Genomic DNA, 22,543 nt, shown 5'->3' with positions numbered 1-22,543 from the left:
AGCGGCCCACAAGTGCCGCGGCTCCGGGGGCCGGTCGGCCCGGGCCGAACTCCGTACCCGTGGCTCCGCGACCTGGTGCCGCCCACGGCCCGCACCACCCCGTCAGGTCCTGTCCGGACCGCTCCCAGGCGCCCCGCGCCCCAGGCGCACCCCTTCTGCCACTCCTGCCCCTCCCACCCCTCCGCCCCCTGCTACTTCGTATTCTCCTTCGTCAGCTCCTCCTCCACCTCCTCCGGCTCGCGCCCCGGAGTGTGCAGGTCGAACTTGGTGATCACGAAGCGGAACAGCGCGTAATAGACGGCCGCGAAACACAGGCCGATCGGAATGATCATCCATGGTTTGGTGGCCAGCCCCCAGTTGATCACGTAGTCGATCAGACCGGCCGAGAAACTGAATCCGTCCTTGACGCCCAGCGCCCAGCTCACCGCCATCGACACCCCCGTCAGCACGGCATGGATCGCGTACAGCACCGGCGCGACGAACAGGAACGAGTACTCGATCGGCTCGGTCACCCCCGTGACGAAGGACGTCAGCCCCACCGACAGCATCAGCCCGCCGATCTCCTTGCGGCGGTGCGGCTTGGCGCAGTGCGTGATCGCCAGCGCCGCGGCCGGCAGCGCGAACATCATGATCGGGAAGAAACCCGTGGTGAACTGCCCGGCCGTCGGATCCCCGGCCAGGAACCGGTTGATGTCACCGTGCACCGACGTACCGTCCGGCTTGCTGAAATCACCGAACTGGAACCACATGAACGTATTCAGGAACTGATGCATCCCGATCACCAGCAGCGCCCGGTTGGCGACACCGAAGATGCCCGAACCGGTCGCCCCCAGATCCGTCAGCCACCGGCTGAAACTCGTCAGCGCATCACCGATCGGCGGCCACACCCAAAGACACAGCGCGGCGAAGGCCAGCCCGACGAACGCCATGACGATCGGTACGAGCCGCCGCCCGTTGAAGAATCCCAGCCAGTCCACCAGCTTCACCCGGTGGTAGCGCTGCCAGATCCACGCGGCGAAGAAGCCCATCACGATCCCGCCGAAGACCCCCGGATTCTGGAACTCCGCCGGAGTCGCCTTACCGCCCCCGTCGACACACACCCCGCCCCACTGCCCGGCCGTCGCATACGTCGCCCCCGCAGCACAGTCCTGCGGAAACTGGTGCAGCACCGAGTAGTAGACGAGGAAACCGACCACCGCGGCCAGCGCTGTCGAACCGTCCGCCTTCTTCGCCATGCCGATCGCCACACCGACGCAGAACAGCAACGGCAGCCCCAGCGAGGAGTCCAGCAGCGCGCCGCCCGCGCCCGCGAACACCTTCGCCACGTTCTCCCAGCCCAGACCGTCCGCACCGAAGACGTCCGGCTGGCCGAGCCGGTTCAGGATGCCCGCGGCCGGCAGCACGGCGATGGGCAACTGAAGGCTGCGCCCCATCTTCTGCAAGCCCTGGAACAGGCCCGCCGACCGCTTCCTCGTTCCCGCCGCTGCCGCGTTCGAGCTCATCCGCGTCCTCCCGGCCGCCGGTCCGTAGCGGGCCGGCTCGGTACGTGCCGCATACTGATGGTGTAGACCACTTGTGGTGCGTTTCGGACCCCCGGAAAAGCGCTGCCGGGTGGTCGCCATCATTCGCCAGAGCACGGGCACACGCCCGGGCAACTGGGCTGAACGTGCGTTACCGTGTGATCACCGCGCGGCACCGACCGCCGGTGGCCGAGACAAGCAGGAGTGGACATGGCCAGCAAGGCTGAGAAGATCGTCGCCGGGCTCGGCGGCCTCGACAACATCGAAGAGGTCGAGGGCTGCATCACCCGCCTGCGCACCGAGGTCGCCGACCCCTCGCTCGTCGACGAGGCCGCGCTGAAGGCCGCCGGCGCGCACGGCGTCGTGAAGATGGGCACCGCCATCCAGGTCGTCATCGGCACCGACGCCGACCCGATCGCCGCCGAGATCGAAGACATGATGTGAGCAGCTGACCGCTCACCCGCCGGAGCCCCGGCCGCCCGCCCACCAGGCGACGGACCGGGGCTCCGGTACGTGTACGCGCCGGCCCGTACCCGTACGGCCGCGCGCAGGCCCGTACCCGTACGGCCATGTGCAGGCCCGCGCCCGTACCCGCCCGTCCGCCCCCTCCCACGGCCGGAATCCGACCCCGGAACCCGGCCCCGCACCCGGCCTCACCCGATCCGGAACGAGCCCCTCTACCGAGCCGATAGGGTCGGGGCCATGTCTCGAATCGACGGCCGCACCCCCGACCAGCTCCGCCCCGTCACCATGGAACGCGGCTGGAGCAAGCACGCCGAAGGCTCCGTACTGATCTCCTTCGGCGACACCAAGGTCTTCTGCACCGCCTCCCTCACCGAAGGCGTCCCGCGCTGGCGCAAGGGCAGCGGCGAAGGCTGGGTCACCGCCGAGTACTCGATGCTGCCGCGCTCCACCAACACCCGCGGCGACCGCGAATCCGTCCGCGGCAAGATCGGCGGCCGGACCCACGAGATCTCCCGCCTCATCGGCCGCTCGCTGCGCGCCGTCATCGACTTCAAGGCCCTCGGCGAGAACACCGTCGTCCTGGACTGCGACGTCCTCCAGGCCGACGGCGGCACCCGCACCGCCGCCATCACCGGCGCCTACGTCGCCCTCGCCGACGCGATCTCCTGGGCCCAGGCCAAGAAGAGCATCAAGGCCGGCCGCCAGCCGCTGGTCGGCACCGTCTCCGCCGTCAGCGTCGGCATCGTCGGCGGCGTCCCCCTGCTCGACCTCTGCTACGAGGAGGACGTGCGCGCCGAGACCGACATGAACGTCGTCTGCACCGGCGACGGCCGCTTCGTCGAGGTCCAGGGCACCGCCGAAGCCGAACCCTTCGCCCGCGAGGAACTCAACTCCCTCCTCGACCTCGCCGTCGCCGGCTGCTCGACCCTGGACGCCGCCCAGCGCGAGGCCCTCGCCCGCACGCTCTGACGCGCGCCGCGCGCCCCCGGCGGCCGCCTACGAGCCCCCGGCCCGCACGCATACGGGCTGTCCGCCGCCGTACGAGCCTCTTGACGCGCCGGCCCCGCGACGGCGGGCCGGCGCGCCGCTCACCGCCCCGCCGGGCCCGCCTGTGACCTTTCCCTCGTGGGATATGCGTCTCTAGAAAAACGGCGACCCGCCGCGCACCGTGGAACCCATGTCCACTTCCGCTGCCACGGCTGCCGCAGCCGACGCCCCCGTCACCGCGTCCCGGGCCCGCACCGGCGGGCCCAAGGACGGCCCCAACCTGCTGGAACACCTCGTCGGCTGGACCCTCGTCATCGTCCTGGCCATGCTCTTCACCCAGACCGGCCTCATGTGACACGCGGGGCGCACGCCCCGCTCGCCCCGCACCACCTCGACCCGCTCCGAGCGCCCCGGCCCGCCCCGGCCCGCCCCCAGCGCCCCGGTCCGCCCGGCCCCCGGCAACCAAAGCCGGCCCGCCCGCGTTCTCCCTAGTACCGGAACCGGTATCAGCACCGGTGCACAACCCGTGCACGGGCACGCCCAGGGGAGGACCGTTCCATGGCTCTGCGCCGCCGTACCGCACTCGGCCGTACCGCAACCCGCCGCACCGCGGACCGCCGCCCGGCGGCCACCACCGCCGCCCTCCTGGCGGCAGCCGCCCTGACCGTCCCGCTCCTCACCGCCTGCGGAGCGGTCGAAAAGGCCGTCGGCTGCGCCACGACCGCCACCACGTTCGCCAACGACCTGTCCTCCCTCCACCAGGACCTGAGCAACGCCGCCGACAGCCCCCAGGACGCCGAACGCGCCATCGACCGCCTCAACAAGGACCTCGGCAAGATCCAGAAGGCCACGGACGACCCCGACGTCCAGAAGGCGCTCAGCAGCCTGACCGACGCCCTCGACAAGGCCGACGACGCCGTACGCGACGGCCGGACCCCCGACCTGACCGCACTCGGCGACGCGGCCGGCGCCCTCACCAAGAGCTGCGCCACGGGATGAGAGAAGCGGCCGCCGCCCCTGGATAATCGGGCCTCATGAAGCGCCTGATCCTCGCCACCCGCAATGCCGGCAAAGTCACCGAACTCCGCGCCATCCTGGCCGCCGCCGACCTCGACGTCGAACTGGTCGGCGCCGACGCCTACCCGGACGTCCCCGACGTCAAGGAAACCGGCGTCACCTTCGCCGAGAACGCCCTCCTCAAAGCCCACGCCCTCGCCCGCGCCACCGGCCACCCGGCCGTCGCCGACGACTCCGGCCTGTGCGTCGACGTCCTCGGCGGCGCGCCCGGCATCTTCTCCGCCCGCTGGGCAGGCCGGCACGGCGACGACCAGGCCAACCTCGACCTGCTCCTCGCCCAGCTCTCCGACATCGCCGACGGCCACCGCGCCGCCCACTTCGCGTGCGCCGCGGCCCTCGCCCTCCCCGACGGCACCGAACGCGTCGTCGAGGGCCGCCTCGAAGGCACCCTCCGCCACACCCCCGCCGGCACCGGCGGCTTCGGCTACGACCCGATCCTCCAGCCCCTCGGCGACACCCGCACCTGCGCCGAACTGACCGCCGACGAGAAGAACGCCATCAGCCATCGCGGCAAGGCGTTCCGGGGGCTGGTGCCGGTGGTCCGGGAGCTGGTGGGCTGAGGGCAGCCCGCGGCACGACGTCCGGCAGCCCGCCTGCGACCGTACACAAGCGGCAGCTGTCTCCTTCCGGGGAAGGAGACAGCTGCCGCATATCTGTGGGCCCGGTGGGACTCGAACCCACGACACACCGGACCTAAACCGGCGCCCTCTAGCCAGCTGGGGCACGGGCCCGCGGCGCCTACTGTACTGTGCCCGGTCGCGCGGCCGTCAGGCGATCTTCGGTTCGGGCGGTCCGCCGTCCGAACGTGCAGGTCTGGCTGTGGCACGAAGGGCACAAATAACGCAGATTGCCGAGGCGGTCGTCGAGCCGGTCCCCGTTGATGTGGTCGATCTCCAGGACCAGCCGTCTGCTCTGCCAGGTGTCGCCGAGACCGCAGAGGCTGCACTGCCGCGGAACTGCCTTGTCGTCCAGAGCGCGGCGCAGCAGGGTCGTCTGCGTCCGGCGGGAGCCCGCCGGACGGCGCCGGAGGATGTCGTCGGCGGGTCTGCGAGCCGGGGAGGGGTGGCCGCGACCGTGGCCCTGCCCGGTGAAGTGCGCGGTCGACAGGCCGTAGGCCGTGATGCTCCGGTCCAGGAGGCGCCGGGAGGCGGTGGTCACGGGTCGGCCGAGCATCCGGAGCGCCGCCGCCCGGCTCTTCGAACCGGCCACGGCAGCGGTGAGGTCGTCGCGCGGCAGCAGTTCCCCGTGAGCGCCGCGTCCGGTGAAGTGCGCCGTGCTGATGCCGAAACGGGTCAGCTTCTTGCGGATGTGGCTGTAGGCACTGTCGTACGGGGGCACGCCCAGGTATTCCAGCATTTCCCGGACGCTGTTGCACAGTGCGGCCGCGTCCTCCAGACGCTGCTTCGTATATGTCTGCGGTGGGCGCGGCGGCAGTTGTTCGTCGACGAAGTGCGTGGTGTCGATGCCGTAATGCGTCAGGCGGCGGCGGAGATAGCGGAGCGTGCCACTGCCGGGTGGAGTTCCCAGGCGGCGGAGCATGTCGACGGGCCCGGTGGACACCGCAGCCGTACGAGTCAGAAGGTCGCGTGCGTACTGCCGGTGGGCCGTCATGGCTGCCTCCCCCCAGGCCTGCGGGGTTTGCGGCCACGGTACGTGTCCGTGACCGCGTGGCAGTTCGGGCACAGGAGACGCAGATTCTCCGGACGGTTGTCCCACCAGTCGCCGTTGCGGTGATCGACCTCCAGGCGTAGGCACTTACCGTTCCACTCCGGGCCCGTGCCGCACATCGCGCACTGTTCCCGCGCCCCCCGTCGCAGCAGCGCCTTGCGCAGCCGGTCACCGGGCAACCGTCCTTCCGACGGTGATCCGAGAACCAGCCGGTCGGCGAACGGGCGTTGTGGTCGCCTGGGATGTGTGGGCGTGGAGGTGAAGTGGGTCGTGTCCAGCCCTGATTCGGCGATCCGACGGGCGATGTGGGCCTGGTTGCCGCCCACGGGATGAATGCCGAGACGGCGTACGACCTCGGCGGTGCTGTGGGAGAGGGTTACCGCTTCGCGAAGTGCTGTTTCGGAATGGCGGAGGCTCCTGGAGGTGAAGTGGGACGTGTCGATGCGCTCTTCGGCCATCCTGCGGCGGATGTAGCACCGAACACCTGGCGTCGGATTGCTTCCGCAGTGGCGTGCGGCTTCCTCGTACGACGTCGATGCGAGCGCGGCTTCGGCAAGTAGCTCGCGCGTGTACTTCGTACGCATGGTCCCCCGTTCCCCGTATGTACCTCGGCTGTCTGTCTTACTCTCGAACTGCCCAACGCCCCCACCCCCACCCGGTTACGCCGAACAGCCCAAAAACCCAAAAAAACGACCGCGGCCCCCGCCCGGCAGGGCGAGGGCCGCGATGTGGTGTCCGTGGAGGGGTCAGAAGCGCGGGTCCGGGGACTGGGCCGTGACCATTTCGACGGCCTCCTCCTTGGTGGCGACCGCCGGCGGGGAGCCCTCCAGGGGCTGTTGGGCGGTTTCCTTCATGCAGGCGACGGCGATGGCGCCTACCAGGGCGGCGCCCATGGCGTAGTAGGCGGGGATCATGTCGTTGCCGCCGAAGCCGTCCATGAGGGCGGTGATGACCAGGGGGGTCGTACCGCCGAAGAGGGAGACGGCGAGGTTGTAGCCGATGGAGAGGGAGCCGTAGCGGACGCTGGTGGGGAAGAGGGCGGGGAGCGCGGCGGACATGGTGCCCAGGAGGCAGACCAGGGAGAGGCCGAGCATCAGCATGCCGGGGATGATCGCGGCCATGCTGCCCTGCTTGACCAGCAGGAAGGCGGGGGCGGAGAGGAGGAAGAAGCCGAGCATGCCGGTCATCAGCAGGGGCTTGCGGCCGAAGCGGTCGTTGAGCTTGCCGACGCTGCTGATGACGCACATCAGGACGATCATGGTGCCGATGACGATCAGCAGACCGTGTGCCTCGTCGTAGTGGAGGGTGTCGGTCAGGTAGGTCGGCATGTAGGAGAGCAGCATGTAGTGGCAGATGTTGTACGCGCCGACCAGCGCGATGCACAGGATCAGCATCGGCCACTGCTGCGAGAAGATCTCGCCGAGCTTCTTCTTGGGGGCGTTCTCCGAGAGGTGGGAGGCGTCGCCCTCGGCCTCGGTGACGGAGGTGTCGCCGTTGTGGGACTGGGACGCTTCCAGCTTCTGGAAGGCGGGGGTCTCGTCGAGCTTCATCCGCAGGTAGAGGCCGACCAGGCCGAGCGGTCCGGCGACCAGGAAGGGGATGCGCCAGCCCCAGTCGTGCATGGTCTCGGAGCCGAGTGTGGAGTTGAGGACGAGGACCAGACCGGCGGCGCCGGTGTAGCCGGCCAGGGTGCCCATCTCCAGGAAGCTGCCGAAGAAGCCGCGCTTCTTGTCGGGGGCGTACTCGGCGATGAAGGTGGAGGCGCCGCCGTACTCGCCGCCGGTGGAGAATCCCTGGATCATGCGGAAGACGATCAGCAGGATCGGGGCCCACAGGCCGATGCTGGCGTACGAGGGGATCAGGCCGATGCACAGGGTGCCGGCGGCCATCATGATCATGGTGAGGGCGAGGACCTTCTTGCGGCCGACACGGTCGCCGAGGGGCCCGAAGAACGCGCCGCCGATGGGTCGTACGAGGAACGCGACGGCGAAGGTGGCGAAGGAGGACAGCAGGCTGGTGGTGTCGCTGCCGCCGGGGAAGAACACCTTTCCGATGGTGACCGCGAGGTAGCTGTAGATGCCGAAGTCGAACCATTCCATGGCGTTGCCGAGCGCGGCGGCCTTCACGGCGCGTTTGACGACGCGTTCGTCGGTCACCGTGATGTCGGTGCGGCGGAGCCGGGGGTTCCGGCGGCGGGCGACGGCACGGAACAGGTTTCTGTGGCGTTTGAACGCCGCCGGGTCCCGGTCGGTCGTGGGTTCGGCTTCGGTGCTGCCGGTCGGCACGAGTCGAGTCCTCTCGGTCGGTCAGCGCGCTCGATGCGCGGCAGGAGTTCGCAGCGGTCGTGGGCGTCCTCGTGGCCGGGAGGGCCGTCGGCGGTCGCCTGTGATCACAAAGGTGGTCGTACGACAGGTGCGCCTGCGCACTGGAGCGCGACTCAAACCACTCTGACCCCACAACGCGATGTACGTCACGTGGTCTGCGCCGTCCGGCGCAGCGGTTTCTCCCGGTTTCGTGGTGGATTTCGCCAGGGCTGTGACCACCGCTGTTACAGAACTGGTACACAGCCGCGTGGTCACCGAAGCGTCCGGGCAATCAGCTCGTGTGGCGGGGAGGGGAGAGTGGTGGGTATCGAAACCACCCTTATGCTCCGAACCGTTCGCTCCGCGGACCCCTCGCGTACGTGTGCCTCGGCCTCGCGTGCGGGGGAACGTGCATCGGCGCGCGTGCAGTGTTCGGATGCGGTGGCCCGTTCCGCGCTGGTACGGGGCCGCCGCCCCGGAAGGAGAAGTCCATGACCGACCGCGAGGGTGCCCGCCGGTTCAGCGGGCGCACCGCCCTGGCGACCTTCGCCGTGGTCACCGCGCTGGCGGCCGGCGGTGTGTGGTTCAGCCAGGCGACGGACCGCGCGTCGGCGGTGGACGCGGCGCCGAAGACGTCGGCGGTGCAGGACGTGAAGTCGGCCGGGAAGGCGACCGGCGGGCTGCCCGGTGTGCGCGACTGCGGGTTCGGCGAGCCGGAGATCAAGCCGCAGGTCATCACGTTGACGTGTGCTGACGCGGGCATGGTGGCGACGGGTATCACCTGGGACCGGTACGGCACGGCGGAGGCCGAGGGCAAGGGCGTGGTGCAGGTGGAGAAGGCCGCCGCGGGGGTGGGCACGAACGCCGGTTTCCCGGCGACGTTCCGGCTGTACGCGGCGAAGACGGTGGACGGCGCGCGGGCCTTCACGGGGCTGGAGGTGACGTACGAGGGCTCGACGCCGCTCGGTGACTCGACGGAGATGTACAACCTCGCGTGATGGGCATCCGGGGCCGGATCGCACTGGCCATTTCGTGTGTGACGGCGTTGGCGGTGGTGGTGCTGGGGTTCGCGGTGCATCACATCGCGGACGCGGAGCGGGAGCGTTCGGCGCGCTCGTACCAGGACGACCGGCTCAGTTCGGCGCTGCAGATCTATGAGCGGGACGGGACGCTGGCGCTGGGCGCGCAGCTGGACGACGCGACGTTGCCGAGTCCGTTGCGGGCGGCGGTCTTCGAGGGGAAGTCCGGTACGTATGTGAGTCAGGGCGAGGACCCGCGGGTGTGGGCGGCGACCGGGGTGGGCGGGGGTTCCGGGGCCGGCGGTTCCGAGAAGGGCGGCTCCGCGGAGGGCGGCTCCGGTGGTGGTTCCGGTGCGGACAGGGCCGGTGGCGGCTCCCGGGACAGCGGTTCCGATGGCAGCGGCTCCGGTGACGCCGGTGCCCACGGCAGTGGTTCCGGCGGGCAGCCGCGGACGCTGTCGGTCTCGGCGGCGTTCCCGGACAACGACCCGGCGCAGGAGGCGCTGGACCGGGCCCTGGTGATCGCGGGCGTCGGCACGGTGGTGCTGATGGCCGGCGTGTCGTGGTTCGTCTCGCAGCGGCTGTCGCGGCGGCTGCGGCACAGTGCGGCCGCGGCGCGCCGGATCGCGGCGGGTGAGCCGCCGGACGCGGACGCGCTGGCGGCGGGCGGCCGGGACGAGGTGGCGGAGCTGGGCCGTTCGGTGCACCACATGGCGACGTCGCTGGCGGCGCGGGTGGAGGCGGAGCGCAAGTTCACCGCCGATGTGGCGCACGAGCTGCGGACGCCGGTGGCGGGTCTGGTCGCGGCGTCCGAGCTGCTGCCGCACGAGCGGGCCGTCGAGCTGGTGCGGGACCGGGCGCAGACGATGCGCAACCTGGTCGAGGACCTGCTGGAGGTGTCCCGGCTGGACGCGGGCGTGGAGTCCGCGCAGCTGGACGCGGTGGATCTGCCGTCGCTGGTGCGCGGGATCGTGGACCGGGTGGAGCGGGTGCGCGGCATCTCGGGTGTCGGGATCGTCGTGGCGGGGCCGGCGCGGGTGGTGGAGACCGACCGGCGCCGGGTGGAGCGGGTGCTGGTCAATCTGCTGGCGAACGCGGCCAAGCACGGCGAGCCGCCGGTGGAGGTACGGGTCGAGGGCGCGCGGATCGTCGTGCGCGACCACGGGCCGGGGTATCCGCCGGAGCTGTGCGAGGAGGGGCCGCGTCGCTTCCGTACGGCGGCTCCGGAGCGCGGTACCGGGCACGGTCTGGGGTTGACGATCGCGGCCGGGCAGGCGGAGGTGCTGGGCGGCCGGCTGCTGTTCGGTACGGCCGAGGGCGGCGGTGCCGAGGCGGTGCTGGAGCTGCCGGAGCCGGTCGGGCCGGGGGAGGCGGAGCGGGTGCCGGTGGTGGAGCGGGGGGCGGTGGCGGCCTCGTAGGTCCGCCGGGCCCGCCCTGTCCGGAGGGCGGACGGGGCGGCAGCGGGGGCAGCCGGGACGGCCGCGGCCCGGCAGTACGGGTCCCAGCCGCTCGCGCCCGGTCGCCCCTCGCCCGTCCGGCCCCGCCTACAGCCCCAGATCCTTGATGATCTTGGCGACGTGGCCGGTGGCCTTCACGTTGTACAGGGCGCGCTCGACCTTGCCCTCCTCGTCCACGATCACCGTGGAACGGATGACGCCGGTCACGACCTTGCCGTACAGCTTCTTCTCGCCGTAGGCGCCGTAAGCCTGGAGGACCTGCTTGTCGGGGTCGCCCAGCAGGGTGACCGACAGTTCCTCCTTCTCGCGGAACTTCGCGAGCTTCTCCGGCTTGTCGGGGGAGATGCCGATGACGTCGTAGCCGTGTCCGGCCAGGAAGTCGAGGTTGTCGGTGAAGTCGCAGGCCTGCTTGGTGCAGCCGGGGGTCAGCGCGGCCGGGTAGAAGTACACGATGACCTTGCGGCCCTTGTGGTCGGCGAGCGAGACCTGCTTGCCGTCCGCGTCGGGGAGGGTGAAGGCGGGGGCGGTGTCGCCGGGCTGCAGTCGCTCGCTCATGGCTCTCCTTGGGTGGGCGGCACGCGGGGTGCACGTACGGGGGAAGACGGGTGCGCGAGCGGGTCGCGCCCCTGTTCGCGCTACGCCCCGAGGTTACTGAGCCGCTCGAAAAGGGGGTGCTGTGGGGCGGCGGGGCCGTGGTGCTGACAGACTGTCCGCACGGAGACGGATCGAGACGACCGGAGGCAGCGCGGTGTCGGAAGCCAGGACCCCTGCGCAGATCGAGAAGGACATCGTCCGCAGGCGGCAGGAGCTTGCCGTGACGCTGGACGAGATCGGTGTGCGGCTGCACCCGAAGACGATCATGGGGGACGCGAAGGCGAAGACGGCGGCGGCCGTGGACCGCACGGCGGGGCGGGCCTACGTGGCCGCCAACCGCGCGGTCTCGGACATCCGCGCCCAGCTGGTGGCGGAGGACGGCGCGCCCCGCCTGGAGCGGGTGGTGCCGCTGGCGATGATCGGTGTGGCCGTTGTCGGGCTGCTCGTGGTGGGTTCCAGGCGCCGCCGTTCCTGAGGCGGGCGCTGTGCGGGCGCGCGGCCGGGTACGGTCGTGCCGTGAGCCCGAATAACGCCAAGGACACCCACGACAAGCTGCCCATCCGGATGCTGCACGACCGGGTGCTGGTCCGTACCGACATCGCCGAGGGCGAGCGCCGTTCCACCGGCGGCATCGTCATTCCCGCGACCGCGGCGGTCGGCCGCCGTCTGGCCTGGGCCGAGGTGGTCGCGGTGGGGCAGAACGTGCGGACCGTGGAGCCCGGTGACCGGGTGCTGTACGACCCGGAGGACCGGGCCGAGGTCGAGGTGCGCGGCGTCGCGTACGTGCTGATGCGCGAGCGCGACCTGCACGCGGTGGCGGCGGAACGCCTGGAGGGTGCCGAGGACGCGACGGGGCTGTATCTGTAGAGACAGCTGCACGTGTAGAGACAGCTGCACGTGTAGAGACAGCTGTACCTGTAGAAACGGCCGCACCTGTAGGGGCCGCCGGGCGGTTCTGCCGTACGGAGGCGAGGGCGGGCGGTGACCAGGGTCACCGCCCGTTTTGTACGCCTTTTGCTAGGCTCGGAGACATCCCGACGAGACGCGCCGTACCGGGTCACGACAAGACGACGCACCCCTGTAGAAGCTCGCTTTCCACGGAGGTGCCGTCATGGCATGGATCCTGCTCGCCGTCGCCGGTCTGCTCGAAGTCGGCTGGTCGATCGGTATGAAGTTCACGGACGGGTTCACCCGGCTGTGGCCCAGTGTCTTCACCGGCGCGGGCATCGTCGCCAGCATGGTGCTGCTCTCGTACGCCGCCCGGACCCTGCCGATCGGCACCGCGTACGGCGTCTGGGTCGGTATCGGCGCGGCCGGTGCCGCGGTCGTCGGCATGCTGGTGCTCGGTGAGCCCGCCACCGCCGCGCGGATCTTCTTCATCTGCTTGCTGCTGGTGGCGGTCGTCGGCCTGAAGATGACGTCCGGCCACTGACGCCGGGTGCCGGGCCCGGCGCCCCTGGAGACGTTCCTCACGCCCCCGGGAAGTTCTCCCACCCGCCGTATCCGCCGTCGTAGCCGCCTCCCATGCCCCCGCCGCTGCCGCCCCGGCCGCCGTTGATGCCGCCCTCGATGCCCCCGGCGGGTGGCTCCACGGTGGGCCAGTCGTCGGTGGGGGCGGTGGTCGGCACCTCGGTCGGGAACGTCGGGAAGCTGGGTCCGGGGGCCGTGGTGGGCCCGGGGCCGCTGGTCGGCGGGGTGCCGGTCGGGCCGCTGGGCGGCGGGGTGTCGCTCGGCGGCGCCTCGCTGGTGCTCGGCTGCTCGCCGGGTGTGCTCGGTGCCTGGCTGCTGGGCGGCCGGCTCGCGCCGGCCTCCAGGTCCAGGTCGAAGTCCTTGGCGGGCTTCCCCTCCAGGGCGGCTTCGGTGTACGCGGCCCAGATCTCGGCGGGGAAGCCGCCGCCGTTGATCCGGGCCTGCCCCGCCGCCCCGTACAGCGGCTTCTGCGCGCCGGTGTCCGGGTCCTGGCCCAGGACGCCGACGACGGTGGCCAGGTCGGGGGTGTAGCCCGCGAACCAGGCGGCCTTGTCCTGCTCGGCCGTGCCGGTCTTGCCGGCCGCGGGCCGTCCGACGGCACGGGCCGCCGAGCCGGTGCCGCCGGGGCTCTCGATGACGCTGCGCAGGATCGAGGTGGTGGTGTCGGCGGCGTTGCGGGGCACCGCGGTCTTCTCGCCGCGGTCCGGCAGTTCGACGGTCTCGCCGCCCTTGGTGGCCTTGCCGACGAGGCTGTACGCGCGCTGCTTGCCGTGGTTGGCGAGGGTGGCGTAGACCTGCGTCATGTCCAGCACGCTGGGGGTGGCGGTGCCGAGCGAGATGGCGCCCTGGGAGGAGCCGAGGCTCGGCGTGTCCTTGGGGATGCCGAGGTCGACGGCGGTGTCCTTGACCTTCTCCGGGCCGACGTCCACACCCATCTGGGCGTACACGGCGTTGACGGACTTGTCGGTGGCGGTGGAGACGGTGATCGGCCCGTAGGAGCGGCCGTCCTCGTTCTCGGGGGCGAAGCCGACGCGGCGGCCGTTGCTGACCGCCTCGCGCTTGTTGGTGCCGTCGTAGACGGTGTTCGGGGTGATCTTGTTGCCGTCCTGGGTGACGGCGCCGTTGGCGACGGCGGAGGTGAAGACGATCGGCTTGAAGATGGAGCCGACCTGGTAGTCGCGGCGGGTGGCGCTGTTGACGTACTGCTTGGCGTAGTCGATGCCGCCGTACATGGCGACGACGTTGCCGGTGGCGGGGTCGATGGAGGCGCCGCCGGCCCGTACGTAACGGTCGGCCGTGGACGTGCCGAGCTGCCGCATCAGCTTCTCGTCGACGGCTTCGACCAGGGCGTCCTGGCGCTTCTTGTCGAGGGTGGTGGTGATGCGGTAGCCGCCGGCGGCCAGCGTCTGATCATCGATGATCTTGTTGTTGGTCAGATAGTCCTTGACCGCTTCGACGAGGTAGCCGCGCTGTCCGGACAGGCCGGTGGGCGGCTTGGCCTTGCCGGGCGTGGGGAAGGTCAGCCCGGCCCGTTCGGACGCGCTGATCCACTTCTTCTTGACCATGCCGTCCAGGACGTAGTTCCAGCGGTCCAGGGCGCGCTGCCGGTTCTGCGGGTGGGTGGCGACGTCGTACGCGCTGGGCGCGTTGAGCAGGGTGGCGAGGTAGGCGCCCTCGGCGGTGGTGAGCTGGTCGGAGTTCTTGCTGTAGTACGCCTGGGCGGCGGCCTGGATGCCGTACGCGTTGCGGCCGTAGTAGCTGGTGTTGAGGTAGCCCTCCAGGATCTCGGACTTGCTGCGCTCGCGGTCCAGCTTGATCGCGATGAAGAACTCCTTGGCCTTGCGGGTGATGGTCTGTTCCTGGCCGAGGTAGTAGTTCTTCACGTACTGCTGGGTGATGGTGGAGCCGGACTGCTTGCCCTTGCCGGTGACGGTGTTCCACGCGGCGCGCAGCATGGCGACGGGATCGACGGCGGACTCGGAGTAGAAGTCGCGGTCCTCGGCGGCCAGGACGGCTTCCTGGGTGGTCTTCGGGACCTGGCTCAGGGGGACGTTCTCGCGGTTGACCTTGCCGTCGCGGGCGATCTGGCTGCCGTCGGCGTACAGGTAGACGTTGCTCTGCGCCTGGGCGGACGAGTTGGCGGCGGGAATGGGCACGAGCATGTACCCGGCGACGAGGCCGCCCGCGACCAGCAGCAGGACGAGCAGGAAGCCGCCCAGCACCATCCGCCAGGTGGGCAGGGCGCGCCGCCAGCCGGTGCGCTCGCGGCGGCCCTTGCCGGCCTTGGCCCCCCCGCCGGCTGCCGGGCCCTCCTGGGGGCCGTCCGCGTCGGCGGCCGCGGGCAACTCGGAGCGTGCGGCCCACTTCGGTACGCGGGGGCCGGCCTTGCCGTCCTGCTGCGGATCGTCGCTCATGTCTGTATGGACTCCTCGGCCGCCGCCGAGGGTTGTACCGCGGCGGATCGGTGGCGTGTCGGGCGATTCGCGTTCTAAGCCGGAAAAGGAACTGTCGCCCGATACGAAACTCTCGCATCAAGGCCTTCACCCACGAGGGACGGCGCGCACCTGTGACCGCTCCGTGACCGGCCGAACGGGTCGAAAGACTCACCGGAACGGGTGAATAAATGCGTGGCCGGGCCCCCGCGCGCCGGACTAGGCTCCGGTCCTTCGCGCCACAAGGTGGCGCGCCGTCAGGAACGGGGGACGCCAGACGTGTTGTACGCGGCCGTCGCGGCGGGCAGCTTCCGGCGCTACGCCACCTACCGTATCGCCACCGCTTCCGGCGTCTTCACCAACACCGTCTTCGGCTTCATCCTCGCCTACACCTACATCGCCCTGTGGACCGAGCGCCCCCATCTGGGCGGCTACGACCTGCCGCAGGCGCTGACCTTCGTATGGACCGGGCAGGCGCTGCTGGCGGCCACCGGGCTGCTCATCGGCGGCGGCATGGACGAGTTGCAGGAGCGCATCCGCAGCGGGGACATCGCCGTCGACCTGTACCGGCCCGCGGACCTCCAGCTGTGGTGGCTGGCCGCCGACCTCGGGCGGGCCGCCTTCCAGCTGCTGGGCCGGGGCCTGGTGCCGATGGCGGTGGGCACGCTGGTCTTTCCGTCGGCGCTGCCCGCCTCGCCGGTGACCTGGCTGCTGTTCCTGGTGTCGGTGGCGCTCGGTGTGGTGGTCGGCTTCGCGCTGCGTTATCTGGTGGCGCTGACGTCCTTCTGGCTGCTGGACGGCGCGGGCGTGTCGATGGTCGCCGGGCTGATGTGCCTGTTCTTCTCCGGGATGGTGCTGCCGCTGAACGTCTTCCCCGGCGGGTTCGGCGAGGTGGTCCGGCTGCTGCCGTGGTCCTCGATGCTCCAGGTGCCGGCCGACGTGCTGCTCGGGGTGCACGAGGGCGTGGGGGCGGCGCGGGCGCTGGCCTTCCAGGCCGGGTGGGCGGTGGTGCTGCTGGCGTCGGGGCGGCTGGTGCAGTCCGTGGCGACGCGGAAGGTGGTGGTGCAGGGTGGCTGAGGAAGGTGTGTGGGCCCTCCGCTCGCGGCTGGTCGAAGGCCTGCGGGCGTACGGCCTGATCGTGGCGATGTGGACCCGCTCCACGCTCGCCTACCGGACGTCCTTCCTGCTGACGGCGCTCGGCAACTTCGCCGCCACCGGGCTGGACTTCCTCGCGATAATGCTGATGTTCACGCACATCACCGCCCTCGGCGGGTTCTCGCTGCCCGAGGTGGCGTTCCTGTACGGCACGTCCGGCGTGGCGCTGGGCCTGGCGGACCTGGTGCTGGGCAGCATGGACCGGCTCGGCACGCGGGTCAGGGACGGCACGATGGACGTTCTGCTGGTGCGGCCCGTACCGGTGTTCGCGCAGGTCGCGGCGGACCGTTTCGCGCTGCGCCGGCTCGGCCGGATCCTCCAGGCGGCAGTGGTGCTGGGCTGGTCGCTGTCCCGGCTGGAGGTGGACTGGACGCCGGGCAAGGTGCTGCTGGTGCCGCTCATGCTGCTGTGCGGCGCGGTGATCTTCGGGGCGGTCTTCACCATCGGGGCCGCGTTCCAGTTCGTCGCGCAGGATGCCGCCGAGGTGCAGAACTCGTTCACGTACGGCGGTACGACGATGCTCCAGTACCCGCCCACCGTCTTCGCCAAGGACCTGGTGCGGGGCGTCACCTTCGTCGTCCCGCTCGCCTTCGTCAACTGGCTGCCCGCGCTGCGCCTGCTGGGCCGCGACGACCCGCTGGGGCTGCCGGGCTGGGTGGACTTCCTGGGGCCGGCGGTCGCGGCGGCGATGTGCGGACTGGCCTGGCTGGCCTGGCGGGCGGGCCTGCGCAACTATCGGAGCACGGGGAGCTGAGGGACGGTATGCGAAGCGGTACGGGGGATACGGTGCGCGGCCCGGAGGAGGCCGGTGCTGTGTCGCACGATCCGGAGGAGTCCGGGGCCGTGGGGCGTGGCCCGTCGGGCGGCGAGCCCGGTTTCATCGAACTGGACGGTGTCGAGAAGGTCTTCCACGTGCGGCGCAAGGCGGGCCGGCTGCGGCGGGTGCGGGAGGAGGTGCGGGCCGTCGACGGCATCAGCTTCCGGGTGCCGCGTGGCGCGATGGTCGGCTACATCGGCCCGAACGGCGCGGGCAAGTCCACCACCGTCAAGATGCTCACCGGGATCCTGGTGCCCAGCGGCGGGCGGCTGCGGGTGGCGGGTATCGACCCGGCGCGGGAGCGGACCCGGCTCGCGCGCCGCGTCGGGGTGGTCTTCGGGCAGCGCACGACGCTGTGGTGGGATTTGCCGCTGCGGGACTCCTACGAGCTGGTGCGGCGGATGTACCGGATTCCGGAGGCCGCCTACCGGCGGAACCTGGAGCGCTGCGTCGAACTGCTCGACCTGGAGAAGCTGTTGCCGGTCCCGGTGAGGCAGCTCTCGCTCGGCCAGCGGATGCGCGGTGACATCGCGGCGGCGCTGCTGCACGACCCGGAGGTGCTCTACCTCGATGAGCCGACCATCGGCCTGGACGTCATCAGCAAGGCGAAGGTCCGCGGCTTCCTGCGCGAGGTGAACGCGGAGCGGGGCACCACCGTCCTGCTGACCACGCACGACCTCACCGACATCGAGCAGTTGTGCCGCCGGGTGATGGTCATCGACCACGGGCGGCTGGTGTACGACGGCGGGCTGGACGGGCTGCACGCCGTGGGGCGCAGCGAACGGACGCTGGTGGTGGATCTGGAACGGGAGCTTCCGCCCATCGAGGGTGTGCCCGGCGCCCGTACGGTCAAGGTCGAAGGCCCGCGGCAGTGGCTGGCGTTCCCGGCGGCGCAGAGCGCGGCGCCGGTCGTCTCGGCGGTCGCGGAACGGTATCCGCTGGTGGATCTGTCGGTGCGGGAGCCGGACATCGAGGACGTCATCTCGCGGATGTACGCGGACAACACGGCGCCATGAGGCATTAATCTGTCCGTATGACTGAAGAACTCCCCGATCTGCGCGCCTCGGACGCCGACCGTGACCGGATCGCCGGGATCCTGCGCGAAGCCCTCGCCGAGGGGCGGCTGCAGATGGAGGAGTTCGAGGAGCGGCTGACCGCGGCCTACCAGGCGCGGACGGTCGGCGCGCTGCGGCCGCTGGTCGCCGACCTGCCGCAGCCGTCCGGCAGCGGCCTGCCGGACACCCGGGCCGCCGGGCCCGGGGCGGTCACCTGGCGGGAGCGGATCGGCGGTGAGCCGTCCTCCCGCGGGGCCTTCGCCTTCTGGAGCGGCTTCTCACGCAAGGGGCGCTGGACGGCGCCGCGGATGTTCACCGCCGGGGTGTTCCAGGCGGGCGGCGAGATCGACCTGCGGGACGCGCACTTCGAGGCCGAGGAGATCACGGTGCGCTGCTTCGCGCTGATGGGCGGCATCGACGTCGTGGTGCCGCCGGGCGTCGAGGTGCAGGTGACCGGCTGGGGCTTCATGGGCGGCTTTGACAACGGTGACGGCGAGCCGGGGGAGCCGGGCGCGCCGCGGGTGAAGATCACCGGGTTCGCGATGATGGGCGGCGTCGGTGTCCGGCGCAGGCTCTCCAAGCTGGAGAAGCAGCGGATCAGGCTGGAGCGCGAGCGGCGCGCGGAGTCGGCGCTTCCGGAAGACGCGCGCGGATACGAGGTGTCGGAGCGCCGGCGCAAGGAGCTGGACTGACGGCGTGCACGGGCGCCGGCGCGCCTGCCGCACCGGCCTCCGCGCCCCCGGGCCGCCTCATCGTGCCGAGGCGCCTTTGAGTCGCCTCACCGTGCCGCCGGCCCCGGGTCGCCTCACCGTGCCTCCGCTGAGCCGCCTCACCGTACCGGCGCTCCCTTGAGCTGCCGCAGGTCGACCGCGCCGGCCATCGCCCGGTAGCCCGCGTCGCTCGGGTGCAGATGGTCGCCCGAGTCGTAGGCGGGCCGCAGCCGCAGGGGGCGGTGCGGGTCGCGCAGCGCCTCGTCGAAGTCCGCGTACTGCCCGTAGACCGCCCCGGCGCGGATCTTCGCGTTGAGGTCTTGCCGTACGGCGTCGAGCTCCGGCCGGTAGCCGCGATGGCCGCCGAACGGGGTGAGCGTGCTGCCGATGACCTGGATGTCCCGTGCCGCTGCCCGGCGCACGATCTCCCGCATCCCGTCCGCCAGCTTCTCCGCGTCGAGCCGGCGCGGTGACTTGAACAGGTCGTTGAGGCCGATCTCGACGACGACGGCCCGCACCCCCGCGCGCGACAGCACGTCGCGCTCCAGCCGGGACAGCACGCTCGGCCCGCCGCTGACCGACCAGCGGTTGCTGTCCGTCAGCAGCCGGTTGCCGCTGATGCCCTGGTTGAGGACGCCGTAGCGGGGCGCGCCGGGCTCGGTGCGCAGCCGGGCGGCGAGGAAGTCCGGCCAGCGGTGGTTGGCGTCCGGGGTGGAGGTGTTGCCGTCGGTGATCGAGTCGCCGACGGCCACGACGGCGCCGTCGGTGCGCGGGCCGCGGACGTCCACACCGGTCAGGTAGCGCCAGGCGGTGACCTTTCGGGTGTAGGCGCCGCCGGCGGTGTCCGCGGCGCGGTCGCCGCGCGCCAGGTAGGACGTCTGGCGGGCGTGCGGGTGGTAGGTGACGGGCCCGGAGGGGGCCGGGGAGTAGGTGCTGACCAGGAGGTCGGCGGCGGCCGGGACGGTCAGCCGGACCGGGTCGCTGGTGACCGATCCACCTGCCGGGACGGTGACGGCGGGCCGTCCGGCAAAGGTCAGCCTGCGCAGGGTGCCGGGCATGACCGCCGGGCTGCCGGGGGCGAAGGCGCGGGCGAGGGTGGCGTGACCGACGGGCAGCGGGCGGGTGCCGTAGAGGTTGGAGAGCTGGATGCGGGCGCTGGTGCCGCCGATGCTGGTGTGCACCACGTTGCGGAGGGAGGTGTCCGCGTAGCCGTCGGACTTGCCGGGTTCGGCGGCCGCGGCGGCGGCCGACCACGTACCGGTCCAGCGCTCTGCCGAGGGCGGGCGGTCGTCTCCCGCGGGGTCCTGGGTGCCGTCGCCGCCGGAGCTGAGGAGCACCGCGGCGATGGCGAGCGCCAGCAGCGCCGCCAGGCCGGCGAGCAGCGGCAACGGGCGGCCCACGGGAGTCGGCATGCGGGCACAGTCTCCTATGGCAGGCGGAGCGGCGTGCTCCGGGCGGGCACAGGGCAGCGTGTGGTCAGCGGTGGCGGCGTGGTCCGGTCGGCCCGTTCATGCTGCCACGCGGTCCGGACGGCCCGGGTGGCGCCCCGGCGGCGCGCAGGGGAACTCGTGGTTCGCGTCCGGAGTAGGACACAGTTGAACGCACGGCCGGCATGAAGCAGGGCATATGCCTGTACGTACGGTGCTGACGGGTTCGAGCGGGTGGAGCGGATGGAACGGACGAAGACGGACGTGGTCCCCGGGGCGGATGTGCCCGCGGGAGCGGACGGGACACCGCCGGACGGCGGGCGCGCGGGCACGGGCCGGGCCCGCGGCCCGGTACCGCCCGGCGGCTCCCCGCAGAGCCTCGCGGACAGCCCCGCGGACGCGGAGAAGCGGCGCGGCGTACGGCGCATGAAGACCCTGGCGACCGGCCTGCTGCTCGGGGTGGCCCTGGTGTACGCCCTCGCCACCTGGGCGAAGGCCGCCGGCGCGGGCGGCTGGGCGGGCTACGTGGCGGCGGCGGCCGAGGCGGGCATGGTCGGCGCGCTGGCCGACTGGTTCGCGGTCACCGCCCTGTTCAAGCGGCCGCTGGGGCTGCCCATCCCGCACACCGCGATCATCCCGACGAAGAAGGACCAGCTCGGGGTGAGCCTCGGCGAGTTCGTCGGCGAGAACTTCCTGTCCGGCGACGTCGTACGGCAGCGGCTGCGCAAGGTCGGCATCGGCCGGCGGCTGGGCGCCTGGCTCGCCGAACCGAAGAACGCCGACCGGGTGACGGCGGAGCTGTCCACCGCGCTGCGCGGCGCGCTGACCGTGCTGCGCGACTCCGACGTGCAGGCGGTGGTCGGCGAGGCGATCACCCGCCGCGCGGACGCGCAGGAGATCGCGCCCGGGCTCGGCAAGATGCTGGAGAAGGTCGTCGCGGACGGCGGGCACCGCCGGGTCGTGGACCTGGTCTGCGTACGGGCCCACGACTGGCTGACCTCGCACGGCGACTCGGTGATGACGGCGGTCTCCGGCGGCGCCCCCGGCTGGACGCCGCGCTTCGTGGACCGCAAGGTCGGCGAGCGGGTCTACAAGGAGCTGCTGCGGTTCGTCACCGAGATGCGGGACATGCCCGAGCACCCGGCGCGCGGCGCGGTGGACCGTTTCCTCAAGGACTTCGCGGGCGACCTGCAGTCCGACACCGACACCCGGGAGCGGGTGGAGCGCCTGAAGTCGGAGGTGCTGGGCCGCGGCGAGGTGCAGGACCTGATCGCCTCCGCGTGGGGCTCCGTACGCACCATGATCGTGGCGGCCGCCGAGGACGAGCACAGCGAGCTGCGGCAGCGCACCCGGTCGGCCCTGCTGTCACTGGGTCAGCGGCTGGCCCGTGACGGACGGCTCCAGAACAAGGTCGACGGCTGGCTGGAGGGCGCCGCGGTCTACGTCGTGACGACGTACCGCGCCGAGATCACGTCCCTGATCACCGACACCGTCGCGAGCTGGGACGCCGACCACACCTCGAAGAAGATCGAGGCACACATCGGACGCGACCTCCAGTTCATCCGCATCAACGGCACGGTCGTCGGCGCCCTGGCCGGTCTGTGCATCTATGCGGTGTCGCGGGTGCTCGGGGGGTAGGGCGGTAACTCCGGGGAAACCCCCGTACGGGAGCAACCAGGCCGTACGGGGAAAATGGGGCGGTGACGGACGACGGCATCCTGGCGGTACCCGACCCCGAGCAGGCACTGCGGTGGCTGCGCGAGCGGCTGACCCCCGACACCGACGTATGGCGGCACGTCGTCACCGAACTCGTCCCCGAGGGCTATCCGGCGTACGTACGCGTCTTCCACTCCTGGACGCTGGAGGAAGTACCCGGACTGCGCAGGACGTGGCGGGAGATGGCGGCGGCTTCCGGCGCGTACTTCCACGGCGAGCTGATGGGCGGAGCCGTGCGGCGGGAGATGCTCAGCCCGCCTGTCGGGGAGCAGTGGGAGGTTTTCGACGGGGAGCCCGACCCGGCCACGCGCCAGGGGCTCGTGGAGATCCTGTCGGACGCCACGGCGGCGGAAGCCAGCCAGCGGATCTTCTACAGCTATGAGCTGGCCAGAGAGCTCCGTGATGAGGAAACCCTCGTGTGGAAGTCGTCGCTCTCCGGCCTGGAAGCCGTGCGGGCCCGTACGGGGGAGGAGTACGCCGGGCCGGAACACTGGTGGCCCGAGGACCGCGGCTGGGTGGTCGCCTGCGACTGGGACCTGAGCTCCACGTATGTGGCGTGCTCGGAGGAGCTCGCTGAACGCCTGGTCGGCAGCGACCTGGTCGAGGCCGTCCGGGTGGCTCCGACCGCGCGGATCGACAACGGGGCCGACCACGTCAACGCTTTCTGACGT

General features: G+C 71.5%; 23 protein-coding genes, 1 tRNA gene and 1 riboswitch. Of the genes, 16 read left to right on the top strand and 8 right to left on the bottom strand.

Going from position 1 to position 22,543, the window contains the following annotated elements; translation table 11 throughout:
* Nucleotides 1–191: 191 nt before the first annotated feature.
* Nucleotides 192–1,502 (bottom strand): PTS transporter subunit EIIC, encoded by a 1,311-nt coding sequence (locus JXZ78_RS06170; protein WP_030023747.1) that lies wholly within the window; start codon nucleotides 1,500–1,502, stop codon nucleotides 192–194.
* A 228-nt stretch (nucleotides 1,503–1,730) separates the two neighbouring features.
* Here JXZ78_RS06170 and JXZ78_RS06165 point away from each other — a divergent pair, with 228 nt between their 5' ends.
* The 5 genes from JXZ78_RS06165 (at nucleotide 1,731) to rdgB (ending at nucleotide 4,609) form a co-directional block, all read left to right on the top strand.
* The gene (locus tag JXZ78_RS06165; protein WP_003986022.1) at nucleotides 1,731–1,964 is read left to right on the top strand and encodes a PTS sugar transporter subunit IIB; all 234 of its coding nucleotides are present in this window, start codon (nucleotides 1,731–1,733) and stop codon (nucleotides 1,962–1,964) included.
* Nucleotides 1,965–2,222: 258 nt separating this feature from the next.
* Nucleotides 2,223–2,954, top strand: coding sequence for a ribonuclease PH (rph, locus tag JXZ78_RS06160; protein WP_030023744.1), 732 nt, complete (start codon nucleotides 2,223–2,225; stop codon nucleotides 2,952–2,954).
* 208 nt (nucleotides 2,955–3,162) lie between these two features.
* A complete protein-coding gene (locus tag JXZ78_RS06155) occupies nucleotides 3,163–3,327 on the top strand; it encodes an SCO1431 family membrane protein (protein WP_106968904.1) in 165 nt (54 codons plus the stop codon).
* Nucleotides 3,328–3,530: 203 nt separating this feature from the next.
* Entirely contained in the window at nucleotides 3,531–3,971 is a 441-nt protein-coding gene (locus JXZ78_RS06150; RefSeq protein WP_033039555.1) for a hypothetical protein, read from the top strand.
* 35 nt (nucleotides 3,972–4,006) lie between these two features.
* Nucleotides 4,007–4,609 carry an RdgB/HAM1 family non-canonical purine NTP pyrophosphatase gene (gene rdgB, locus JXZ78_RS06145; protein WP_030023741.1) on the top strand — a complete coding sequence of 201 codons (603 nt, stop codon included), beginning with the start codon at nucleotides 4,007–4,009 and terminating at the stop codon, nucleotides 4,607–4,609.
* Nucleotides 4,610–4,705: 96 nt separating this feature from the next.
* Here rdgB and JXZ78_RS06140 read toward each other — a convergent pair.
* From JXZ78_RS06140 to JXZ78_RS06125, 4 genes are all read right to left on the bottom strand, one after another.
* A tRNA-Leu gene (locus JXZ78_RS06140) sits at nucleotides 4,706–4,780 on the bottom strand.
* 7 nt (nucleotides 4,781–4,787) lie between these two features.
* A complete protein-coding gene (locus tag JXZ78_RS06135; protein ID WP_033039553.1) occupies nucleotides 4,788–5,660 on the bottom strand; it encodes an HNH endonuclease signature motif containing protein in 873 nt (290 codons plus the stop codon).
* Nucleotides 5,657–6,175, bottom strand: coding sequence for an HNH endonuclease (locus JXZ78_RS06130; RefSeq protein ID WP_308280984.1), 519 nt, complete (start codon nucleotides 6,173–6,175; stop codon nucleotides 5,657–5,659). Before JXZ78_RS06130 ends, JXZ78_RS06135 begins: the two co-directional genes overlap by 4 nt.
* A gap of 288 nt (nucleotides 6,176–6,463) precedes the next feature.
* Nucleotides 6,464–8,002 (bottom strand): MFS transporter, encoded by a 1,539-nt coding sequence (locus tag JXZ78_RS06125; protein ID WP_030023738.1) that lies wholly within the window; start codon nucleotides 8,000–8,002, stop codon nucleotides 6,464–6,466.
* 509 nt (nucleotides 8,003–8,511) lie between these two features.
* On the opposite strand from JXZ78_RS06125, the gene JXZ78_RS06120 reads away from it, so the two are divergent.
* Nucleotides 8,512–9,018 (top strand): hypothetical protein, encoded by a 507-nt coding sequence (locus tag JXZ78_RS06120; protein WP_030023736.1) that lies wholly within the window; start codon nucleotides 8,512–8,514, stop codon nucleotides 9,016–9,018.
* Entirely contained in the window at nucleotides 9,018–10,457 is a 1,440-nt protein-coding gene (locus JXZ78_RS06115) for a sensor histidine kinase (protein WP_238782701.1), read from the top strand. The genes JXZ78_RS06120 and JXZ78_RS06115 overlap by 1 nt, the downstream gene beginning before the upstream one ends.
* Before the next feature lie 126 nt (nucleotides 10,458–10,583).
* Here the strand turns inward: JXZ78_RS06115 and bcp are convergent, their stop codons facing one another.
* Entirely contained in the window at nucleotides 10,584–11,051 is a 468-nt protein-coding gene (gene bcp, locus JXZ78_RS06110) for a thioredoxin-dependent thiol peroxidase (RefSeq protein ID WP_030023733.1), read from the bottom strand.
* Nucleotides 11,052–11,244: 193 nt separating this feature from the next.
* On the opposite strand from bcp, the gene JXZ78_RS06105 reads away from it, so the two are divergent.
* The 3 genes from JXZ78_RS06105 to JXZ78_RS06095 all read left to right on the top strand — a co-directional run bounded on the left by JXZ78_RS06105 (nucleotide 11,245) and on the right by JXZ78_RS06095 (nucleotide 12,522).
* Nucleotides 11,245–11,565 carry a DUF3618 domain-containing protein gene (locus JXZ78_RS06105; protein ID WP_030023732.1) on the top strand — a complete coding sequence of 107 codons (321 nt, stop codon included), beginning with the start codon at nucleotides 11,245–11,247 and terminating at the stop codon, nucleotides 11,563–11,565.
* An 89-nt stretch (nucleotides 11,566–11,654) separates the two neighbouring features.
* Nucleotides 11,655–11,957, top strand: a complete 303-nt coding sequence (locus JXZ78_RS06100; protein ID WP_174856576.1) for a GroES family chaperonin — start codon at nucleotides 11,655–11,657, stop codon at nucleotides 11,955–11,957.
* A gap of 148 nt (nucleotides 11,958–12,105) precedes the next feature.
* Nucleotides 12,106–12,167: riboswitch (guanidine-III (ykkC-III) riboswitch) on the top strand.
* Nucleotides 12,168–12,201: 34 nt separating this feature from the next.
* Entirely contained in the window at nucleotides 12,202–12,522 is a 321-nt protein-coding gene (locus JXZ78_RS06095) for a DMT family transporter (protein ID WP_030023730.1), read from the top strand.
* Between the two features lie 37 nt (nucleotides 12,523–12,559).
* On the opposite strand, the gene JXZ78_RS06090 is transcribed toward JXZ78_RS06095, so the two are convergent.
* Nucleotides 12,560–14,974: a transglycosylase domain-containing protein gene (locus JXZ78_RS06090; RefSeq protein WP_030023729.1), complete on the bottom strand. Its 2,415-nt coding sequence runs from the start codon at nucleotides 14,972–14,974 to the stop codon at nucleotides 12,560–12,562.
* Nucleotides 14,975–15,271: 297 nt separating this feature from the next.
* Here JXZ78_RS06090 and JXZ78_RS06085 point away from each other — a divergent pair, with 297 nt between their 5' ends.
* From JXZ78_RS06085 to JXZ78_RS06070, 4 genes are all read left to right on the top strand, one after another.
* Nucleotides 15,272–16,069, top strand: coding sequence for an ABC transporter permease (locus tag JXZ78_RS06085; RefSeq protein ID WP_030023728.1), 798 nt, complete (start codon nucleotides 15,272–15,274; stop codon nucleotides 16,067–16,069).
* A gap of 67 nt (nucleotides 16,070–16,136) precedes the next feature.
* Nucleotides 16,137–16,901 (top strand): ABC transporter permease, encoded by a 765-nt coding sequence (locus JXZ78_RS06080; protein ID WP_106968906.1) that lies wholly within the window; start codon nucleotides 16,137–16,139, stop codon nucleotides 16,899–16,901.
* Nucleotides 16,902–16,909: 8 nt separating this feature from the next.
* Nucleotides 16,910–17,980, top strand: a complete 1,071-nt coding sequence (locus tag JXZ78_RS06075; protein ID WP_275127488.1) for an ABC transporter ATP-binding protein — start codon at nucleotides 16,910–16,912, stop codon at nucleotides 17,978–17,980.
* A gap of 17 nt (nucleotides 17,981–17,997) precedes the next feature.
* The gene (locus tag JXZ78_RS06070; protein WP_030023725.1) at nucleotides 17,998–18,711 is read left to right on the top strand and encodes a DUF1707 domain-containing protein; all 714 of its coding nucleotides are present in this window, start codon (nucleotides 17,998–18,000) and stop codon (nucleotides 18,709–18,711) included.
* A 137-nt stretch (nucleotides 18,712–18,848) separates the two neighbouring features.
* On the opposite strand, the gene JXZ78_RS06065 is transcribed toward JXZ78_RS06070, so the two are convergent.
* Entirely contained in the window at nucleotides 18,849–20,141 is a 1,293-nt protein-coding gene (locus tag JXZ78_RS06065; protein WP_030023724.1) for an SGNH/GDSL hydrolase family protein, read from the bottom strand.
* 258 nt (nucleotides 20,142–20,399) lie between these two features.
* Here JXZ78_RS06065 and JXZ78_RS06060 point away from each other — a divergent pair, with 258 nt between their 5' ends.
* Entirely contained in the window at nucleotides 20,400–21,794 is a 1,395-nt protein-coding gene (locus tag JXZ78_RS06060; protein ID WP_238782700.1) for a DUF445 domain-containing protein, read from the top strand.
* Between the two features lie 62 nt (nucleotides 21,795–21,856).
* Nucleotides 21,857–22,540: a hypothetical protein gene (locus JXZ78_RS06055; RefSeq protein ID WP_030023719.1), complete on the top strand. Its 684-nt coding sequence runs from the start codon at nucleotides 21,857–21,859 to the stop codon at nucleotides 22,538–22,540.
* The last annotated feature ends 3 nt before the right edge of the window (nucleotides 22,541–22,543 follow it).

The sequence above is a fragment of the Streptomyces monomycini genome, from assembly GCF_022271435.1.
Lineage (GTDB): Bacteria > Actinomycetota > Actinomycetes > Streptomycetales > Streptomycetaceae > Streptomyces > Streptomyces monomycini.
Note: the sequence above shows the minus strand (reverse complement) of the source record. Positions and strands in the feature narration are given on the sequence as shown.

Bases quoted from the DNA above. Each gene is read 5' to 3' on its own strand.
- JXZ78_RS06170 (WP_030023747.1), bottom strand. From the start codon at position 1,502: ATGAGCTCGAACGCGGCAGCGGCGGGAACGAGGAAGCGGTCGGCGGGC.
- JXZ78_RS06165 (WP_003986022.1), top strand. From the start codon at position 1,731: ATGGCCAGCAAGGCTGAGAAGATCGTCGCCGGGCTCGGCGGCCTCGAC.
- rph (WP_030023744.1), top strand. From the start codon at position 2,223: ATGTCTCGAATCGACGGCCGCACCCCCGACCAGCTCCGCCCCGTCACC.
- JXZ78_RS06155 (WP_106968904.1), top strand. From the start codon at position 3,163: ATGTCCACTTCCGCTGCCACGGCTGCCGCAGCCGACGCCCCCGTCACC.
- JXZ78_RS06150 (WP_033039555.1), top strand. From the start codon at position 3,531: ATGGCTCTGCGCCGCCGTACCGCACTCGGCCGTACCGCAACCCGCCGC.
- rdgB (WP_030023741.1), top strand. From the start codon at position 4,007: ATGAAGCGCCTGATCCTCGCCACCCGCAATGCCGGCAAAGTCACCGAA.
- JXZ78_RS06135 (WP_033039553.1), bottom strand. From the start codon at position 5,660: ATGACGGCCCACCGGCAGTACGCACGCGACCTTCTGACTCGTACGGCT.
- JXZ78_RS06130 (WP_308280984.1), bottom strand. From the start codon at position 6,175: ATGGCCGAAGAGCGCATCGACACGTCCCACTTCACCTCCAGGAGCCTC.
- JXZ78_RS06120 (WP_030023736.1), top strand. From the start codon at position 8,512: ATGACCGACCGCGAGGGTGCCCGCCGGTTCAGCGGGCGCACCGCCCTG.
- JXZ78_RS06115 (WP_238782701.1), top strand. From the start codon at position 9,018: ATGGGCATCCGGGGCCGGATCGCACTGGCCATTTCGTGTGTGACGGCG.
- bcp (WP_030023733.1), bottom strand. From the start codon at position 11,051: ATGAGCGAGCGACTGCAGCCCGGCGACACCGCCCCCGCCTTCACCCTC.
- JXZ78_RS06100 (WP_174856576.1), top strand. From the start codon at position 11,655: ATGCTGCACGACCGGGTGCTGGTCCGTACCGACATCGCCGAGGGCGAG.
- JXZ78_RS06095 (WP_030023730.1), top strand. From the start codon at position 12,202: ATGGCATGGATCCTGCTCGCCGTCGCCGGTCTGCTCGAAGTCGGCTGG.
- JXZ78_RS06090 (WP_030023729.1), bottom strand. From the start codon at position 14,974: ATGAGCGACGATCCGCAGCAGGACGGCAAGGCCGGCCCCCGCGTACCG.
- JXZ78_RS06080 (WP_106968906.1), top strand. From the start codon at position 16,137: ATGTGGACCCGCTCCACGCTCGCCTACCGGACGTCCTTCCTGCTGACG.
- JXZ78_RS06075 (WP_275127488.1), top strand. From the start codon at position 16,910: ATGCGAAGCGGTACGGGGGATACGGTGCGCGGCCCGGAGGAGGCCGGT.
- JXZ78_RS06070 (WP_030023725.1), top strand. From the start codon at position 17,998: ATGACTGAAGAACTCCCCGATCTGCGCGCCTCGGACGCCGACCGTGAC.
- JXZ78_RS06065 (WP_030023724.1), bottom strand. From the start codon at position 20,141: ATGCCGACTCCCGTGGGCCGCCCGTTGCCGCTGCTCGCCGGCCTGGCG.
- JXZ78_RS06060 (WP_238782700.1), top strand. From the start codon at position 20,400: ATGGAACGGACGAAGACGGACGTGGTCCCCGGGGCGGATGTGCCCGCG.